This is a genomic window from Candidatus Krumholzibacteriota bacterium, assembly GCA_016931295.1.
GTDB lineage: Bacteria > Krumholzibacteriota > Krumholzibacteriia > Krumholzibacteriales > Krumholzibacteriaceae > JAFGEZ01.
In genome coordinates this window covers 37,362-56,415 of the sequence record JAFGEZ010000034.1, presented here as the reverse complement: position 1 = coordinate 56,415, position 19,054 = coordinate 37,362, and the positions used below count along the sequence as shown (strand labels likewise).

Annotated in this window: 15 protein-coding genes; 1 reads left to right on the top strand and 14 read right to left on the bottom strand. The window is 64.9% G+C overall.

Translation table 11 applies throughout. The features are described 5' to 3' along the window. Positions 1-120: 120 nt before the first annotated feature. Positions 121-1,842: a glycosyltransferase family 39 protein gene (locus tag JW876_08745; GenBank protein MBN1885596.1), complete on the bottom strand. Its 1,722-nt coding sequence runs from the start codon at positions 1,840-1,842 to the stop codon at positions 121-123. Positions 1,843-2,139: 297 nt separating this feature from the next. Here JW876_08745 and JW876_08740 point away from each other — a divergent pair, with 297 nt between their 5' ends. Next, the gene (locus JW876_08740) at positions 2,140-5,376 is read left to right on the top strand and encodes a SpoIIE family protein phosphatase (protein MBN1885595.1); all 3,237 of its coding nucleotides are present in this window, start codon (positions 2,140-2,142) and stop codon (positions 5,374-5,376) included. 21 nt (positions 5,377-5,397) lie between these two features. Here JW876_08740 and JW876_08735 read toward each other — a convergent pair whose 3' ends face one another. From JW876_08735 to JW876_08675, 13 genes are all read right to left on the bottom strand, one after another. Next, entirely contained in the window at positions 5,398-7,761 is a 2,364-nt protein-coding gene (locus JW876_08735) for a glycyl radical protein (protein MBN1885594.1), read from the bottom strand. A gap of 5 nt (positions 7,762-7,766) precedes the next feature. Then, the gene (locus JW876_08730; GenBank protein ID MBN1885593.1) at positions 7,767-8,570 is read right to left on the bottom strand and encodes a glycyl-radical enzyme activating protein; all 804 of its coding nucleotides are present in this window, start codon (positions 8,568-8,570) and stop codon (positions 7,767-7,769) included. 107 nt (positions 8,571-8,677) lie between these two features. Then, a complete protein-coding gene (locus tag JW876_08725; protein ID MBN1885592.1) occupies positions 8,678-10,099 on the bottom strand; it encodes an ankyrin repeat domain-containing protein in 1,422 nt (473 codons plus the stop codon). A gap of 164 nt (positions 10,100-10,263) precedes the next feature. Continuing rightward, complete coding sequence (locus tag JW876_08720) at positions 10,264-11,925, bottom strand: hypothetical protein (protein ID MBN1885591.1); 1,662 nt, start codon at positions 11,923-11,925, stop codon at positions 10,264-10,266. Position 11,926: 1 nt separating this feature from the next. Continuing rightward, positions 11,927-12,316 carry a BlaI/MecI/CopY family transcriptional regulator gene (locus tag JW876_08715; GenBank protein ID MBN1885590.1) on the bottom strand — a complete coding sequence of 130 codons (390 nt, stop codon included), beginning with the start codon at positions 12,314-12,316 and terminating at the stop codon, positions 11,927-11,929. Positions 12,317-12,615: 299 nt separating this feature from the next. Next, positions 12,616-13,035 (bottom strand): YjbQ family protein, encoded by a 420-nt coding sequence (locus JW876_08710; GenBank protein ID MBN1885589.1) that lies wholly within the window; start codon positions 13,033-13,035, stop codon positions 12,616-12,618. Between the two features lie 5 nt (positions 13,036-13,040). Continuing rightward, positions 13,041-13,337: a GYD domain-containing protein gene (locus tag JW876_08705; protein ID MBN1885588.1), complete on the bottom strand. Its 297-nt coding sequence runs from the start codon at positions 13,335-13,337 to the stop codon at positions 13,041-13,043. A 70-nt stretch (positions 13,338-13,407) separates the two neighbouring features. Next, positions 13,408-14,307 (bottom strand): YihY/virulence factor BrkB family protein, encoded by a 900-nt coding sequence (locus tag JW876_08700; protein ID MBN1885587.1) that lies wholly within the window; start codon positions 14,305-14,307, stop codon positions 13,408-13,410. Positions 14,308-14,356: 49 nt separating this feature from the next. After that, positions 14,357-15,367 (bottom strand): iron ABC transporter permease, encoded by a 1,011-nt coding sequence (locus JW876_08695; protein ID MBN1885586.1) that lies wholly within the window; start codon positions 15,365-15,367, stop codon positions 14,357-14,359. Continuing rightward, positions 15,364-16,155, bottom strand: coding sequence for an ABC transporter ATP-binding protein (locus JW876_08690; GenBank protein MBN1885585.1), 792 nt, complete (start codon positions 16,153-16,155; stop codon positions 15,364-15,366). The genes JW876_08695 and JW876_08690 overlap by 4 nt, the downstream gene beginning before the upstream one ends. Continuing rightward, positions 16,152-17,075 (bottom strand): ABC transporter substrate-binding protein, encoded by a 924-nt coding sequence (locus JW876_08685; GenBank protein ID MBN1885584.1) that lies wholly within the window; start codon positions 17,073-17,075, stop codon positions 16,152-16,154. Before JW876_08685 ends, JW876_08690 begins: the two co-directional genes overlap by 4 nt. Continuing rightward, positions 17,072-17,620 (bottom strand): nitroreductase family protein, encoded by a 549-nt coding sequence (locus JW876_08680; protein ID MBN1885583.1) that lies wholly within the window; start codon positions 17,618-17,620, stop codon positions 17,072-17,074. Before JW876_08680 ends, JW876_08685 begins: the two co-directional genes overlap by 4 nt. Continuing rightward, positions 17,617-19,038 carry an FAD-dependent thymidylate synthase gene (locus JW876_08675; protein MBN1885582.1) on the bottom strand — a complete coding sequence of 474 codons (1,422 nt, stop codon included), beginning with the start codon at positions 19,036-19,038 and terminating at the stop codon, positions 17,617-17,619. The genes JW876_08680 and JW876_08675 overlap by 4 nt, the downstream gene beginning before the upstream one ends. Positions 19,039-19,054: the final 16 nt, after the last annotated feature.

Below are 19,054 nucleotides of genomic sequence, written 5' to 3'. Positions count from 1 at the left end.
GGGGATCCTGATGGAAGATACAACACCGGCGAAGGAGGCGCAATATCGGCCCATCGTTCATCGATGCGTCGGCGATCGTTCGCCGCGGGAATGCAATCGACACGGGATCGCGATCCTCGATCAGTCTGCCGGCGCGAAGGCGTCGGTGGCGGTCGTCGCGCCTGGAGGGTGTCCGCCGCCCGCGGTCCGCGCACCGGAGAAGGGCCGGTAGGCGACCCATCCGCACGGGTGCCCGTCGCCTTCGCCGTCGACGGGCGTGCATGCCCCCTTCATCCTCTCGGGCGTGTATCCGAGAAAGAGCTCGACGATGCGCCGGTGGTCGAGCACGACATCGATCCCCTCCTCGCGGATGTAGCGGCCGAGATGTCCCTCCCTGAGGGCGGCGTATGCGTCGCGGTTGACCTTGCCGTCGAGATTGATCGTCGTCCGGCCGGAGAGATAGCCGATCGTTCCGCACTGGAAAACGCCGATCGTCTCGTTCCGCGTCGTGTGCTCGTCCACCCAGCGCGAGAGATCGTAGAAGGGATAGACTGGATGCGACCGAAAAGCCTGTGAGAAGGAGAAGAAGAGGAAGAGCGTCGCATAGACCGCTCCGGCGACCACGAGAAACCGCCGGAACGACGCCCGCCGTTCCCTGACGAGATCGAAGAGGTCCTGCAAAAGGAAGGCCCCGTAGAGGCATGCGACCAGGTAGACGGGATAGAAGTAACGCAGGAAATAGAAGACGCCGAAGATGTAGGTCGCGTACGCGGCGACGAGGAGCACGGAGTAGAGGAGCAGGAAATCGAGCTCCCGCCTCCTCGAGCGCCGCTCGTCCCGTCGCCAGCGGGCGATCGCCGCCCCCGCGCCGAGAAGCACGAGCGCGCCGAACACGTTCCCCGCCCCGTGGAAGAACCCGCCGGCACCGAGCGAGGCGCCGAGCCGGTCGATCGAGCGAAAGAGGACATGGACCGGCGGAATCACCTTGAGAACGGAAACCGCATGGGTCACGTGCTTCAAGACGAAGGCCCCGTCGGGCCCCGTCATCGCGAGACTCTCCGGGCCCTGGTGGAAATAGGAGGTGTACGCGAGCGACAGGAACCGGGTGGCCGCCCCGCTGTCCTGGAGGGGGGATCCGCACTCGACGATGCTGTATGCGAGCCACGGCCCGTAGCAGAGCATGACGCCGAGCGGTACGAAAAGCAGCGAATACGCGCGTCTCGCCCCTATGCGGCGGCGGCGGAAGAGCACGAGCTGGTCGAGCAGGATGACGAGGACGAGCAGGCCGCCGTCGATCCGGGCGAGAACGGTGAGCCCGAGCAATGAGCCGAGCGCGAGATACCTGCCGGCCGTCGGACGCTCGGCGGGGCGGACGCGTTCGATGTAGAACCAGACGGAAAGGGCGATCATGAACGCGGCGACGGCCGTCTCGAGCCCGTTCGCGCTCTGCTTTATGACGATCGGCGACAAACCCCAGACGAGCGCCGCGGCGAGCGACGCGGCCGCTCCAACGTATCGCCTCGATATCCGGTAGACGAACAGGGCGGTAAGACTCGTGAAGACGGCGAGCATCGCCAGCGCGACGTAGATCGGCAGAACGAGATCGTTCCCCGCGAGGAGGTAGACGGGGACGAGAAGGAAGACGTAGAGGGGCTGGAATCCGTTCGTCGGGTGGATCCCGTCGAATGTGGATCCGCTTCCGGCTGCGATGTTCTGCGCGATCTTGAACGCGTAGAAACTGTCGTCGTAGAGGAACCCGTTCCGCGCGAGCGTTCCGAGATCCTGCGAGGCGACAGCCACGTGCACGGCCAGCAGGAGCAGCAGCATGGCGGCGACGAACGCCGCGGGTGATCGTCCATGCATGAAAATACGTCGATTCGTTAGCAGATTGGAATGGTTGCGAATTCCTTTCATTTGTAACGAGTTAGAACGTCGCATATTGTACAGCAATTCGCAGGCGTTGTCAACGTGCACCTGCGATCGTCGCCTGAAAACGCTCATCCGCCCGGTCCGGGGCGCCGATTCCGGCCTCGGAGCACTCCCACCCCCCCACCGCCCTGCACGGATCGAGCGATATTGACCTGCAGGCGATCCGCGGGTACAATACGGCATGCAACATCGGGGCCCTGTTCATTGTATATCAAAGTGGAGGCGCGGTATATGAAGGTTCTTCCCGGTCATGCGGCGTACATCCTCGCCGCCGCCATTCTCGCGGTGACGACGCCGTCCCCCGCCTCGGCCGGCGCGAGACGTTCGGCTCGTTTCGACGCCATTTCAATCGAGAACGGCCTGTCCCAGAGCATCGTCTCGACGATCGCACAGGATTCGCGCGGGTTCATGTGGTTCGGCACCGAGGACGGTCTGAATCGCTACGACGGGTACGACTTCATCGTCCTCCGCCACGACCCGGAGAACGAGAACAGCCTTTCCTACAATCACATCCTCTCGATCTGCGCCGACCGTCACGGGGCGATCTGGGCGGGCTCGTTCCAGGGGGGGCTCACCCGCTACGAACCGGCAACCGGGCGATTCTACCGATACATGCACGTCCTTGGCGACACCACGACAATCAGCCACAACTCGGTCAACGTCGTCTACGAGGACCGCTCGGGTACGATCTGGGTCGGCACCGAACGCGGTCTCGACCGGTACGATCCAGACCGCGACCGCTTCCGCCGTATTCCCATCGACGGCGAACCGGTGACCGCCGGCGGAAACTGGGTGATCTCTCTGCACGAGACGCTGGACGGAGACATCTGGATCGGCACGAACGGCGGCGGACTCTGCCAGCTCGATCCGGCGAGTTTGCATGCAAAGCGCTATCGCCGCGACCCGGCGAATCCGGCGTGCATCGCCTCCGATACGATCAAGGCGATCCTGGAAACGGGCGACGGCACCCTGTTCATCGGCACGGTCGGCGGCGGCCTCGACGTTCTCGACCGCGAGACCGGGCGCTTCGAGCATCACCGCCATGATCCGGGAATTGCATCCTCGATCGCCCACGACCAGATCTTCGCCCTCCACGAAACGAGAGACAGCGAATTGTGGATCGGCACGAACGGCGGCGGACTCGATCTGCTCAACCGCGAAAAAGGGATCTTCATCCACCACCGGCCGGACCCCGGCGATCCCGAGAGCATCAACTATGACGAGATACAGGATATCTTCGAGGATGACTCCGGCGTCCTCTGGATCGGCACCTACGGCGGGGGCGTCAACCGCTTCGACCGGAAACAGCGCCGGTTCTCGTACTACCCGTCGCCGAACCGCGATCTCGACCAGGGGATCATCTGGTCGTTCTGCGAGGACGATCGCGGCCGTCTCTGGATCGGCACACATGGCGGCGGCCTCAACGTCCTCGATCCCTCGCGCACGCGCTATCGCACCTACCTCCATGACCCGGACGATCCGCACAGCCTGAGCAACGACATCGTCCGCTCCATCTTCATCGACAACCATGGCACCCTCTGGGCGGGCACGGACGGCGGAGGCCTCTGCAGGTTCAACGAGTCCACCGGCAACTTCACCGTCTACCGGCACGATCCGAACGACCCATCGAGCCTCGGGAACGACCGCATCAAGGGTATATTCGAAGCACCCGACGGCGAACTCTGGATCTGTTGCTACGGGGGTGGTCTCTGCCGGCTCGACCGATCGAGCGGTTCGTTCGATGTCTACCGGAACGATCCCGCCGACACGACGACCATATCGAACGACTACGTCAGGACGGTCCTCGTCGACAAGCAAAACCGGTACTGGGTCGCAACCGAGGGGGGCGGCCTCAATCGCTTCTTCCCCGCGACCGGGCGTTTCCTGAGCTACAGGACGATACCCGGAGACACGACATCCCTCGGAAACAACCATATCTTCGCCCTCCACGAATCCGCAGACGGCGCCATCTGGGTGGCCACCTGGGGGGGCGGCCTCAACCGGTTCGATCCCGAGCGCGGCACCGTCCGCAGATACACCGAACGCCACGGGCTCGCGGACAATTCCATCTACGGGATTCTCGAGGACGAAGCGGGCATGCTCTGGTTGAGCACCAACAGCGGTATCTGCAGATTCGATCCCCGCACGGGCATGTCGGCGGCCTACACGGTCGAGGACGGCCTGCAGAGCAACGAGTTCAACGGGGGCTCCTTTTTCCGTTCGTCATCCGGTGAGATGTTCTTCGGCGGCATCAACGGATTCAACTCCTTTTTCCCCGCCGACATCGTCGACAACACCCACGTCCCTCCCGTCGTCATCACCTCCTTCCGGAAGCTCAACCGCGAGGTCGTCCTCGACCGGCCGATCGCAAGCATCCCGGAACTCGTCATCTCCCATCGCGACTACGTCTTCTCGTTCGAGTTCGCCGCGCTGGACTACTCCGCGCCGAGCAAGAACCGCTATACCTACCGGATGGAGGGACTCGAGGACGAGTGGATCGATACCGACGCGAGCCGCCGCTTCGCCACCTTCACCACGCTCTCGCCGGGTCGCTACGTCTTCCACGTGAAGGGTTCGAACAACGACGGTGTCTGGAACGAAGAGGGCGTGGCGATCACCGTTCGCGTCACTCCGCCGTACTGGCGGACAGCGTGGTTCCGCATACTCGTCGTCACGACGCTCCTCGCCGTCATGGCTCTCCTCTACAGGCGCCGCCTGCGTAACGTCCGCATGGCGGGAGAGCTCGACGCCGCCCACAAAGCGCAGATGTCCATCATGCCGCACGCGGATCCGATCCTCGAGCATTTCGAGATCTCGGGCGTCTGCATACCGGCGAACGAGGTCGGCGGCGATTTCTACGACTACTTCTGGATCGACGAGGAGCATCGCCGCTTCGGCATCGCCGTCGGCGACGTCTCGGGGAAGGCCATGCAGGCCGCGATGATCGCCGTCATGTCGAGCGGCATGCTCTCCTCCCGGGCCGGCGACGGAGCGTCGCCCGCGAAGCTCATGACGCGCCTCAATCCCCCGTTGCACGAAAAGACGGGCTCGCGCATGTACACCGCGATGTGTCTCGCGTCGCTCGATCTCGTCGACGGGACCTTCACGTTCTCGAACGCCGGCTTCAACGATCCGCTTCTCAGGCGGAACGGCCGCATCGAGACGATCGAGCCGGTCGGCGCGCGTTTTCCCCTCGGAGCCTTTCCCGAGACGGTCTACGAAGAGAGGATCACGCCGCTCGAACGCGGCAATGTCCTGCTCCTCTATTCGGACGGCCTGACCGACGCCGTCGACATGTCCGGGGGTTACTACGGGGTCGAGGCGCTGCGGCGCGCGCTCGCCGACATCGACGTCGAGGGCCTCGACGCGCACGGGATCCGCGACCGGATCATGGACGACGTGATGGGTTTCGCCGGCCGGGCGAAACGGAACGACGACATCACCGTCGTCGTGGTGAAGATGGTGTGACGAACCGTTCCGCCGACTCGATCACGCATCCGCCCCGTGCTCGGTGCGCCGGATGATCTCGTCCTGGAGATCCCTTCCGAGATCGACGAAGTAATCGCTGTATCCCGCGACGCGGACGATGAGATCGGCGTGTTTCTCCGGCTCCCGCTGGGCCGCCCGGAGCGTCTCGGCCTTCACGACGTTGAACTGCACGTGATGGCCGTTCATGGCGAAAAAGGACCTGACGAGATGTCCGATCTTCTCGATTCCCTCCGGTCCGTCGAGGAGTGCCGGCGTGAACTTCTGGTTGAGCAGGGTGCCACCCGTGCGGATGTGGTCGATCTTCGACGCCGACCTGAGGACGGCCGTCGGACCCTTCCTGTCCATCCCCTGTACGGGGGAGATCCCCTCGGAGAGCGGCTCGCCGGCCTTCCGGCCGTCCGGAAGGGCGCCGGTGACGCTGCCGAAGTAGACATGGCTCGTCGTCGGCAGCAGGTTGATCCTGAATGATCCGCCTCTCGAGTTCGGTTTTCCGTCGACCGCGTCGAAGAAGCTCTCGAAGACGCGCAGCGCCTGCCCGTCGGCATATTCCTCGTCGTTGCCGTACTTCGGCGTCTCCTCGCGAAGCAGGGCGCGCAGGTTTTCCCGCCCCAGGAAATCGGCGTCGAGAGCCGCGACGAGATCCGCGAGTTCCAGCCTTCGCCTGTCGTACACCTGGAATCGGATCGCGCTGAGGGAATCGGCGATCGAACCGAGTCCCACGCCCTGGATGTAGGAGGTGTTGTAGCGTGGACCGCCGTCGTTGTAATCCCTGCCGCGCTCGATGCAGTCGTCGATGAGCAGGGACATGAAGGGCGCCGGAAGGTACGCCGCCCAGAGCCGCTCGATAACGCGGTTTCCCCGTATCTTGACGTCGACGACGTGACGGAGCTGGCGTTCGAACGCCGTGTAGAGATCGTCGAAGGACGCGAAGGATGCCGGCGTCCCCGTGGACGGTCCGACCCGCGTTTTCCGCCGCGGGTCGATGCCGTCGTGCAGGGCGATCTCGAGTATCTTCGGCAGGTTCAGGTACCCGGTGAGAATGTAGCTCTCCTTGCCGAATGCCCCCGTCTCCACGCAACCGCTCGCGCCGCCGTTTCTCGCGTCGACGAGGCTCTTCCCCTGGCGGAGAAGCTCCCCGACGATCGCCTCGGTATTGAAGACGGATGGCTGGCCGAAACCGGTTCTGACGATCCGGAGCGCACGGTGCAGGTACCGGTCCGGATTCTTCCTGCTCACCTGGATCATCGAACCCGGTTGCAGGAGCCGCATCTCCTCGATGACGTCGAGGATGAGAAAGGTCAGCTCGTTGACGGCGTCTTCGCCCTCCTCATCGACGCCGCCGAGATTGATCAGGCAGAAATCGGTGTAGGTATTGCTTTCCTGCGCCGTGACGCCCACCTTCGGCGGCGCCGGCTGGTTGTTGAACTTCACCCAGAACGCCTCGAGAAGCTCCCGCGCGCCCTGTTTCGTCAGGGATCCGTCCGCGAGCCCGTCGCGGTAGAACGGCCACAGATGCCGGTCGAGACGCCCCGGGTTGAAGGAATCCCACGTGTTGAGCTCGGTGATCACGCCGAGATGCACGAACCAGTAGTACTGCAGCGCCTCGCGGAAGGTGCGCGGCGGACGGGCCGGTACCCGGTCGCAGACAACTGCCGTCTCCTCGAGCTCGCGCCGGAATTCACCTTCCTCGCTCCCGGCGAGCTCCCTGAGGAATTCGGCGTATCGACCGGCATACGCGATGAGGGCTTCGGCTGCGATCTCCATGGCGCGCAGCTCATCCCTTCGCGCAGAAGCGCCTGCATCAGATTTCTTATCAAGTTGTTGCGCGGATTTTCTTATCTTCTTTATGAGATCCTTGAAGCCCAGTCTGTAGATCTTGTCGTCGAGCACCGTGTGTCCGGGCGCCCGCTGTTCCTGGAATTCCGTGAAGAGCCCCGACTCGTAGGCCGCGATCCAGTCATCCTCCATGCTCTCGAAGATCCGTTCCCTGATCGAGCGTTTCGACCAGTAGGGGATGATCTCTTCCGCCTGCGCGCGTCGAGCCTCGGCGTCGACGCGGAACGGGATCTTCTCGCGCGAATCGAGAATATCGAAATCCCCAAGCGTATGCGTGCAGATCTCCGGGAAGGTCGGCGTCGCCTTCGGAGCCGGACCGCGCTCGCCGACGATCAGTTCCCCCCGACCGACATACAGTTTCTTGTGCTCGAGCAGGTACCGGAAGGCCATCGCCCGCGCGACCGGCACGGACTCGCCATCCGCCGCTCCACTCCGGTAGAAGGCCGTGAGGAGGAGCGCCCGTTCCATCGATATGCGGGGCGCCGCTTCGAGGCTGCGTTTCCTGAGTTCGCGAATCCGTTCGTTCATCCCGTTCACCCGCCGATCGTGACGTCGAATCCGTCCGTGCGAAACAAGCCGGCGATCTCCTCGAGTCGGTCGGCGTCCTGCGTCTCGAGGAGGCCGGTCTCCGTCGCCAGACCGAGACGTCGCCGCTTGTCCTCTCCGAGCTTGTTGTAGGGCAGCAATCCCACTCCGCTCACCCCGCCAACCGACACGAGCAGGCGCCGCACGCCGGCGAGATTCTCCGGAGTATCGGTGATCCCCGGCACGAGCGGCACCCTCGCCCGGACGTCCGCCCCCGCGGCGACGAGCCGGCCGAGATTCTCTACCACCGGCACGTTCGATACGCCGGTGTACCGCCGATGCGCCGCGGCATCGGCGAGTTTCACGTCGAAGAGGAAGAGATCGACGAGCGTCAGCGATCGCTCGATGTCTTCCCATGGCGCGTACCCGCAGGTGTCGACCGCCGTGTGAAGCCCCGCCCCCCGGCACGCTTCGAGGAGTTCGACAAGAAAGGCCGGCTGGCCGAAGGGTTCTCCTCCGGACATCGTGACGCCCCCCCCGGACTGACGGTAGAAGACCTCGTCCTTGATGAGCTCGGCGATCAGGGTCTCCGCCTCGACGGCCGGCCCGACAACGTTGCGATCCGGGGGCAGAGCCGGGTCGAGAGCCGCGTGGCGCCGGCGGACCGCTGCGTTGCCCGCTCCGAGTCCCTCCGGGTTGTGGCACCAGGGGCATGACAGCGGACAGCCGCGGAAGAAGACGGTCGTCCTGATCCCCGGGCCGTCGTGAAGGGCGAACTTCTTGAGATCGAAGATGTCTCCCGTGACCGCCATGGCGGAATCCACGCCTCCCGGACCTGCGGTTTCATCGAGCAGGTCGATTCATTGGAACCGGTCCGGATCGCGTCGAGCTTTCCGCGACCGGTTCGCCGATGCCGGTGTCACGGCTCGATGACGCGCCCGACGCCCGCCTCGACGAACCGGTCGCCGAAGGCCTCGCGGAGCAACCCGATCTGCCGTTCGCCGGTGCAATGCGTCGCCGAGAGCCGCTTCACGCCGAGTTCCCCGAACCGCCGGACGATACCATCGATCGTGCGGTCGCCGGCGTTCATCAGATGGAATCCGCCGATGACCAGATCGAGCGGCGCGCCGAACGTGCTTTCGACGTGTTCGAGCATGTGGACGATGCCGGGATGCGAACACCCGCAGACGACGTGCAACGCCTCGCCGGTGTCCAGAACAAGCGCCTGCTCGCGTATCGCGTCTCCGAGCTCCCCCGTGAGATAGACGCCATCCGCGACGATCGAGGGAGCCTGGAGCGTCAGCACTTCCACGCCAAGCGATTCGACGGAACGCACGAAACCGTAGGAGAACGATCGGCAGACGAGAACGGGCGCCTCGCATCCCGCCTCGATGAGCGCCCGGAGCCCGCCGGTGTGATCGTGATGCTCGTGCGAGATGACGACCGCGTCGATCGACGACGGATCGATCCCGAGAACACGGAGATTCCGCATGAAGATCTCGGGTCTCGCTCCCGTATCGAACATGATCGTGGCGCCCGGGCATTCGACGAGGCAGGAGAATCCCCAATCCTCGGTGCATCCCTCGAGGAATGGGTAGTTGTCGTAGACGACGGTGAGCCGCGGGCGTTCGCAGCGACCCGATCTCGCTCCCTTCCAGGGTCTCCTCTCGAAACGCCTCTTTCCTGCTTGCGTTCCGACGGCGCCTCCCCGATCTCGGAGAAGGGCCGCGACATCCTCCTCGCCCCGCTTCAGCGCTTCGTCGACCGGCGTCTCGCCTGCGTCGTTGGTCGAACCGGCGTCCGCGCCGAGATCGAGCAGTCGCTCGACGGTCGCCCGGTGCCCCTCGTAGGCCGCCCCGTGCAGGGGCGTGTCCCCCGCCGCCGTCCGCTCCCCCGGCGAACGATCCGCGGCGATCATCGCCTCGACGGCCCTCGTCCATCCCAGCCATGCCGCCCGTACGAGCGGCGTCAACCCGTCGCGATCGACACGGGAGAGATCCGCTCCCGATTCGACGAGCTGGAGAAGAGCATCCTCGCCCCCCCGCATGAAGGCGAAATCGACCGGCACGTTCCCGTCGCCGTCCATCGAGGCGGTATCCGCGCCGCGTTCGAGGAGGAATCGCACCGTCTCGGCCGAGCCTCCGAAACTCGCCCAGTGTATCGGCAACGCCTTCCATTCATCATCCGGCAGGCTCACCAGGGACGGATCGTCGTCGAGCATGCGACGCAACCCGTCCACATCTCCCTCGGCCGCGAGACGATGCACGTCGCCACACGACGCTGACGATGCATGGAGCGAGATCCCCGCCAGCATGACGACGGCGACCAGGATCATCTTCATCGTTCCTCCTCCCGTTCCGGAGCCGTTGCCAGAAGGATACACCAACCGCTCCTCTCGGGAAAGAGCGCTTTCCCGACGGATGCAAACAGGCGGGAAGGCCGTACGACCTCCCCGCCTGCATGCGTCCGTTCGCCAGGCCGCGGCCGTCCGCAGCGCCTTCGCGTCTATTCCGTGTTTCCGCTCCCCTGTTTCTTCTTCTTCTTCTGCTGCTGCTCCATGTACTCGATCTTCTGGAGCATCTTCTTCCCGTTGTCGTTCTCCGGATTCATGGCGATCGATTTCTCGCAGAAGGTCTTCGCCTCCTCGTAGTCGCCTGCGACGAGCCGCGCCTCCGCCAGGCTGTCCCAGACGTTCCACGAATCGGGATGCCGCTTCGCGTTCATGCCGAAGACGGCGTTCGCCTCCTCTACCTTCTTCCCGTACAGGTAATAGTAGCCGAGCGTGTTGAACTCCTTCTCCTCGAAGTAGTAGTCGCCCGATTCGTCGGCGGCCAGCTTCTTGAAGAGCTTCTTCCCCTTGTCGATTCCGCCCTCTTCGATCGCCCTGGCGACCATGGCCGCCGCGGAGTTCTCGATCACGGAGATCTGCTTCCACTTCTCCTCGATCGACTCCAGCGTCTTCTTCTTCATCATCATCTGCTTCTTCTTGAGCTCCTCGTCGGTCATCTTCTTCTCGTCGCCGGCGGCAGGTACGGGCGCTCCCGCAGCCGCGATCGCCACTGGCGCGCCGTCATCCGCGGGCACGGCGGGCGAGCGCAGGCCGAAGAGCGCGGCCGGAGCCAGCATGGACACGATGAATACGCACGCGATAACCGTCGACACGTTCCGACAACGATTCCTGTCGATCTTGGGATCGAGAATGCACATGAGTCTCTCCTTCAGACTGGAGCCCTGGGAAATGGTCGAGAGCTGCCAGATCGGTCGCGGGGAGGAGCCGAGGTCCGCCGCGATGTCCATGAGCATCATCGCGTAATCGGACGGTCTCGCCCCGGCGTTGATCACCGCATCGTCGCAGTCTCTCTCTCGTTCGATTCGCAGTTGCCTGACGGCCTGCCGCACAACGGGATTGAACCACTGGAACACGACGGCCGCGAGCGCGGCGATCTCGACGAGACCGTCACGGCGTTTCACGTGGGCCAGTTCGTGCGAAAGCACGAAACGTCTTCGCGACACGGGCCAGCCGTCGCAACTCGCCGGCAACACGATGACGGGGTCGAACACTCCGATCGTCACGGCCGCCTGGAGTTCGCCGGATACGTACAACGGCACGCGGCGTTTCAGTTCGAGTCCGTCCGAAACCTCCTCCGCGAGCGCCTCCCACGACCTTCCCGCTCCCACCGCGGCCCTTGCGAGGCCCTCGATCCGACTCTTCGTCGCCATGGCGATCCCGAGCGTCGTCGCCATCCCGATAAACCACGCGAAAACGATCCACCCCTGCCAGCCGCTTTCGCCGAACGACGTTCCCTCCGCGCCGTTCACCGTCCCGTTCGCTCCGCCGTCCAACCCGTCGATTCCGGGGATCGGCCCCTCGACGAGCGCGAGTCGTTCCTCGATCGCCTGCCGGTCGCTCGACGACCGCCCGTCGAGGGGCGGGAACTGCAGGCGCCAGACCGGCGGCACGGCGGCCGTGAGCGGCAGGAGGCAGACGATGACGATCGTGGCGATCCATACCGCGTTCCGCGCATGTGCCGATGCCCTGCGAAGCAGCAGCGCGTTCACGAACGCCGCGGCCGCGCAAACGAGGGTGCTCTTTATCGTGACGTCCGCGAGGAAACCGATGACGGGCATCCACGAAACGTCCCGAAGGATCCTTGAGAGGGCGTTCATCCTACCTCCCCTCCCTGCGTGATTCCTCGATGAGATCGAGGATCCGGCGCCGCTCGGCTTCCGACAGCCTCGCATCCGCCTTCCCGAGTATGGCGATCACCGCGTCCGCCTCGGCGCCCTTGAAGAAGGTGTCGACCACGTTGTCGAGAAGCGTCGAGCGGGCCTTGCGAAACGGTATCGTCGGGTGATAGATGTACCGCCCCTTCTCGACGGTGTGGCGAAGATAGCCTTTTTCCTCGAGGACGTTCAGCATCGTGCGGACGGTCGCGTTCACCGGCGCGTCGGGCAGGCCTTCCATCACCTCGACGGCCGTCGCCTCCTCGAGCTGGTAGACGACCTCCATGATCTGCCGTTCGCGTCGCGTCAATGCGTTGAGATCCGGTTTGAGCACATCGACCTCCCTCGCGCCCCGAGCGCACCCGGGCATCCATCGAAACGCATGTTACCGCTCAACATGTTAATCCAGTAACATGCGTAATATTTAACATTCTTGCCGGAAAGTCAAGCCCCTCGTTTCTGCGCCGGACATCCGAACCACGTTACTCATTGCTATACTATGCGTTAGAGATTACTAAAAAATTGCCCCGGAGCAGTGCCCGGCGGCCCTCATCCGGCGACTGACGCCACGAGAGCCCCCGTGCCCGTGACGTGAACGACGACCGTCCCGGCTTGATCGAAGACCCTCGCGATCTATTCGCCGACGATCTTCACCAGGACGCGTTTCCGCCTCCGTCCGTCGAATTCGCCGTAGAATATTTGTTCCCACGGTCCGAAATCGAGTTGCCCCGCCGTGACGGCGACCACGACTTCACGCCCCATCACCTGCCGCTTGAGATGCGCGTCGCCGTTGTCCTCTCCGGTGCGGTTGTGCCGGTATCGTTCCACCGGTTCGTGCGGGGCGAGGCGCTCGAGCCACTCCTCGTAATCGGCGTGCAATCCGGATTCGTCATCGTTGATGAAGACCGACGCGGTGATGTGCATGGCGTTGACGAGGAGCAGGCCTTCGACGATCCCGCTCTCGGCGAGACAGGCTTCCACTTCCGGCGTGATGTTGACTAAGGCCCTGCGCGCGGGGACGTCGAACCAGAGCTCCCTGCGAAAACTCTTCATGCCCTTCAGATCTCCTCCGTGAGCTCCAGGAACCGCCGGTACGGGATGGCGATCAGGCTCTCCGCCTGGAAGGCCCCGTTCGAGAGGCTGATCATCGACACCTTCGCCGCCGCCTCCTCGTCCGGCGCCTCGAAGATGTCCAGGAAATCGTACCTGCCGAGAAGTGCGTAATGCGCGACGAACGTGACCTCGGGGCACTTCTCCTTCACGCGGTCCAGCCAGGCGCGCCCGATCGTCGCCCGCTCCTTCATCTGGCGACTGACCTCCGTGGTCAGTTTCGTCAGCAGGATGTAGGTCTGCATCCTTCCCCTCCTTTTTACGGGTCGCCGCAGCGGCGTCCCTCGCGGATTGTACCGGAAGTATGCCCGCCGGTCAAAAGTTCCGTTCGCTCCCGGCAGGACCGACCGGACACCGGGACATCGCCGCGCCGAGATGAGCGCCGAACAGTATGACGAGACTGCAGATGTAGATCCAGAAGAGGGAAAGGACCACCGTGGCGAGCGAACCGTAGACGACACGGTAGTTGAGCACCCCGGCGACGATCGACCACTTGAACCCCGCATAGGCAAGCCGGAGTGCGACGATCGCGGCGAGAGCCCCACCGCACGCCTCTCGCAGACGGACCTGCGTCTTCGGCACCCAGTAATAGATCACCGAAAGCAGCAGGAATCCGAAGATGTACGGCACGGCGTCCGTGAAATAGGTCCAGCCGGCCGTACCGGCGAGTTTCTCCCCGTGCCGGAAGGGAAGATCGAATTGCGAGACGATGTCGACGGCGGTGTTCAACAGGAAGGAGGCGACGATCGTGAGAGCGAGCGAAACGATGCCGGCGAAGGCGAAGAGCCGCTTGCGTATGAAGGTCAGCGGCACGGCGCGAGCGCCCCAGGCGAGGTTGATGTACCTCACGAGAACCGCGAAGACATTCGAGCCGGCCCAGAAGAGTCCGACGATGGCGATGATGCTGAGCGAACCGCGACCGCGGAAGAGGATGCCGAGATTCTCGTCCACGAGCCTGACGAACTGGTTCTGTCCCGCAGGGAAGGCGCGATCGAGGATCCGCATCACCTCGGTGATGATCGTCTTCTCGTCGAGCACGTACGAGAGGATCGAGAAGAGGAAGACGGCAAGCGGGAACAGCGAGAAGAACGCGAAATAGGCGATACCCGCCCCCGTTTCGAGCGAGCGCTGCCGGATGAACTCGCGGAACGCGTCCGCGACGACGCCCGGCGCCGTGCACCGCATGCGCCTCAGGACGGCCGCTATCCGGCCCATCTGCCCCTTCCTCCCCGGAACGTCACGTTTCACGATCTTTGCACTCCTCTCATCCGCTTTCCTGTATCCGTTCGCCCGCCGTTCCGAAAACGAGCAGCCAGAGGAAGAAGGGGCCGCCGAGAAGCGCCGTGACGATCCCGACGGGCATCTCCGCCGGCGCGATGACCGTCCGTGCGAGCGTGTCGCAGATCACCAGGAATGCGCCGCCGAACAGCACGGTCGCCGGCGCGAGAGCCCGATGGCCCGCCCCGACGAGGATACGGCAGATGTGCGGGCTCATCATCCCGACGAAACCGATCGGGCCGCACACCGAAACGACGCCGCCGACCATCAGGGAGGAGCCGACGAAGAGGATCATCCTGGTTCTTTTCACGTCGACGCCCCTGCTCGCCGCCAGGTCCTCCCCGACGGTCAGCAGATCGAGTTCCCGGACCCTCGCGAGGACGCAGGATCCGCCGACGACGACGAACGGGGCCATCACGAGAGCCGGCCCGTAGCCGACGATCTCGAAGCCCCCCATGAGCCACCGGACGACGCGGAAGGAATGCTCGAAATCGCTCATGTACTGGATGAAGAGGATGAGGCTGGCGAAAAAGAAATTCACCGCGACCCCCGCGACGAGCATCGTCGCGGTCGACGAGCCGTGCCTGACCCGGGTCAGTCCATAGACGATCGTTACCGATACGACCGCCCAGACGAATGCGCTCGCCGACTGGCCGGCCAGGCCCATGAACGAGAATGCGAGCCCCGTCTTGATGGCGAGCGCCGCGCCGAAGGCCGCGCCGCTCGAGACGCCGAGCGTGAACGGCGTCGCCAGCGCGTTGCGGAACATCGCCTGGAAAGCCATGCCGCCGATGGCGAGCGCGGCTCCCGCGATGAACGCCGTGATCGTCCGCGGCACGCGGATCTTCCAGAAGATATCTTCCTTTACCGTGGAGTCGGCGTCCCCGGAAAGATCCGACGGCCCGATCCGCTCCATGCCGATGAACGGCGCGAGAAGAAGGACGATCGCCGCGAAGAGCCCCGCGATCGCGACGAATCTCCCTCCATGCGCGCTCATCTGCCATCCTTTCGGGGAACGATGACCGGGCGTCCGGTCTGCGGGTGGGCGGCGAAGATGAACCGGGTCCCGTAGGCGGGCTCGAGTATGTCGTTCGACATGACTGACCCCGACGGACCGTCATGGACGATCCTGCCGTCGACGAGGATCGCCGCCCGGTCCCCGAGCAGGGCGGCCGCGTTGATGTCATGCGTGACCGTGACGATCGTCTTGCCCTCGTCGCGATGAAGCCGCCGGAGCAGGTCGTTGACCGAGGCCTGATGCCGGGGATCGAGAAAGGTCGTCGGCTCGTCGAGGAGCAAAATCGACGCCCCCTGCGCCAGCACGGCCGCGATCATCACCATCTGCCGTTCCCCGCCGCTCAGCGAATCCACCCGCCTGCCCGCGAGACGGCTCGTTCCGGTTTTCTCGAGAGCGTCCGAGACCGCCGCCCGATCCCCGTGACCGACGGCCGTGAAAGGGCTGAGGTGGGGATACCGCCCCATCAGCACGAACTCTTCCACGGTGAAGGGCACATGACGGGAATCCGCCTGCGGAACGAATCCGGCGATCGCGGCGAGCCGCTTTCTTTTCATGTCCCGTGTCGGCTCCCCCCCGATTTGTATCGACCCGGTCCATGTCCCCAGGAGACCGGTGACGCAGCGGAGAAGCGTCGTCTTTCCCGCGCCGTTCGGACCGATCAGGGAAAGGTATTCCCCCCGACCGACCGAGAGATCGACGTCGCGGAGTATCCGGTTGCCGTTCAGGCTGCAACCGAGATTCTCGATCTCGATGGCCGGCGTCTTCATCGCGTCTCCGTCGAATCTCGCGGGTGGATCATGCCGGCGAGATCCTCGAGGAACCGTGGGAATCTCGGCCCCGGGATGAACGCGTAATCGGCCGTCACCACGCAGACCCGTCTTTTCTTCCCGAATCCGGGAATGCCGTCCCAGTCGGCGGCGGCCGCCGCGGTGTCGATACCGCGGCCCTCGACGTCGGGGACGAGATCGATCACCACGTCCGGATCGAGATTGACGATCCCCTCCGCCGAGATGAGCGGAAAGGCGGGGCTTTCGCGCCGGTAGGCGTTCTCCCCGCCCGCGAGCTCGACGAGTTCGTCGTAGATGCCGCCGCGCCCCGCGGCGTAGAGTTCCCTGACGACGCCTGCGCCGACCTCGCGTTCGACCGAAACGAGTACCCGGGGACGGTGACGCCCCGCCACGCCGCGTCGCACCGCCTCGATGCGCTCCTCGATACCGCAGACGAGCCGTTTCGCCCGTTCCTGTTCGCCGCAGACGACACCGAGCGTGCCGATCGACCGGACGATGTCCTCGATCCGCTTGTTGTCGACGATGACGAAACGAATGCCCAGACGACCGAGAAGATTCCTGATCGATTCCTGTTCGGGCAGGATCGCGACCAGGTCCGGCTCGAGAGCGGCGATCGCCTCGTAGTTGGGATCGAGATACCCGCCGACCCGCCGTATCGATGCGGCCTCGGCCGGGTAGCGGCAATACCGGGTCACGCCGACGATCCGATCTCCCGCCCCGATCGCGAAGAGTATCTCCGTTGTGCTCGGCGAGAGCGAGACGATCCGCGACGGCGGCGGAAAAGCCGGGATTCCGGGAGCATCTTCGGCGCCGATTGCCGGCGACCCTGCACGGATCGACCCGCAGAGCGCCGCGGCGACGATCACGAAGGCGAGGGCGATCGGCCGCACCGCCTTCATCCCCCGTCACCTCCGCGGAACTCGGAGATCTCGGCGACAGGCGCCCGCGTCATGCCTGCCGGTTCTTCCGCCGGCCACCCGAGCGCGATGAGCGCGGGGACGTCCCAGTTAGTCGGGATGCCGAGGATGCGCTTGACCTTCTTCTTGTCGAACCAGCCGATCCAGCAGGTGCCCAGTCCGCATTCGGCGGCCTGCAGCACGAAATGCTCCCCGGCGATTCCGGCGTCGACCGCATGGTAGTCGATCTTCCTGACGAACGCGCCCGCCCGGTAGGTGACGGCGTTGAGCCGCATCGCGACCGCGACGATGACCGGTGCCGTCGACGCCCACCGGTTCGGCACGATGCCGCCGAGCGCCTCGGCCACGATCCTGTCCTTCGTCTCTCCGCCGGTCACCCAGAAGCGCCACGCCTGCTTGTTGCACGCGGTCGGGGCGTACCTCACGGCCTCGAGACAGCGTTCGATCAGCTCCCTCGGCACCGGGTCGGGCCGGTATGCGCGGACGCTGCGTCGCATCCTGACGATATCGAGGAAGCGACAGGTCATCCGCCGTCCCCTCCCCCGGCGCCCGGAAGAGACGCGCGGCGCTCATCGAAAACGTCCTTGCCGCCGAGCAGCATCGACCCGGCCGGAAGCCGCCGCGAGGCGAGCCGGCACATCAGGTCGGAGATCTCCCTGATCTCCCACTGTGCGTGCCGATCGCTTCTCAAGCGCGAAAAGTGGTAGAGTTCCCTGAGGTTGACGCCGATCGCCACTCGCCTCCGGTGGGCGTTGAGGAAGGCGTAGGGAGCCGCGTCCGGCGAACGGCGTGCGATCGAGCCGGCGAGTCGGACGGCCCTCGCCGCCGCCTTCCTGATCTCCCCGACGCCTCTCGCCTCCCGGATCGACCGGGGAATCGAGATGCCGAGCGTCGCATCGTACGGCTGGGGCAGTATCGTGGCCATGCGGTGGCGCTTGAGCTGCGCGAAACAGGACGCCGATACGACCGTCTCGTAGAAAAGATGCACGGCCTCGAACTCGCGCCAGACGGGATCCCACGGTTCGATGCCGCGCATCGTCCGGGCGACGATCTCGGCGCGTCCGTCGGGGCCGATCAGGGCCGCCCGCGCCGCCGCGTCTTTCCACGGGCAGCGCGAGGAGGCGAAGATCAGCGCCGCGGCGAGCGTCTCGTCACCCTTCGGCGTGCACGAGATCAACCGCACGCGATCGTCGTCCGCCACGGCCTCCCCCGCCGAACCCGTCATCCCGTCGCCGATATCCTCGCGGGCCTCGTGCCGATTCCGCACGTACGTCGTCGTCTCGGGGTAGCGCACGAGCGACGGGGCGACGGCCCTCGCCAGTCTGGACAATTCCGCGGCGATCGCCCTCACCTCCCCGAGTCGATCGGCCGACAGGCATCGCACCATGTACTCGAGCTCCCGCGCGTTGACGGTCATCCCGAGCTGCGCCGCCGTCGAGAGGGGCATGACGTAGCGCGCGTCCTCCCGCGCCACGCTTTCCTCCCTCCCTGATTTCACGATACGTCCGAGGAGGGCGCCGTACGTGCGGTGCAACTCCTCCGCCTCCGCGACGAATCTCTTCGCGAGCCGCGCCTTCCGCACTTCCGGCGGCGTGACGATGTCGCGCCCGAGGCGGATGTAGCGCTGGGACTTTTCCGTGAACGAGGCGAGCCGGAAGTGCTCGACCGCCTCGACGGCGAGCCGCGATACGCCGGTCAGGTCGAAATTGAAGACGGCATGCTCCGCGATCGACGAATGCCCGAGCCCGAAAACGATGCGTTCGTTCGAACGCCTGGCCTTTTCCACCTGGCCGCGCGCGTCGCGCCGGATCTCGTCGATCGAACGGGGATCGCGGGTCGTCCGCGCATAGGAGGCGGAGATGACTTCCGGCGTCGGATCCCCCCGCCTTCCGCCCTCCTTCATCCACGCCGTCTCTACATTGAATCCCGCGAGTGTGATCCGCATCCCCGTCTCCTCGGCC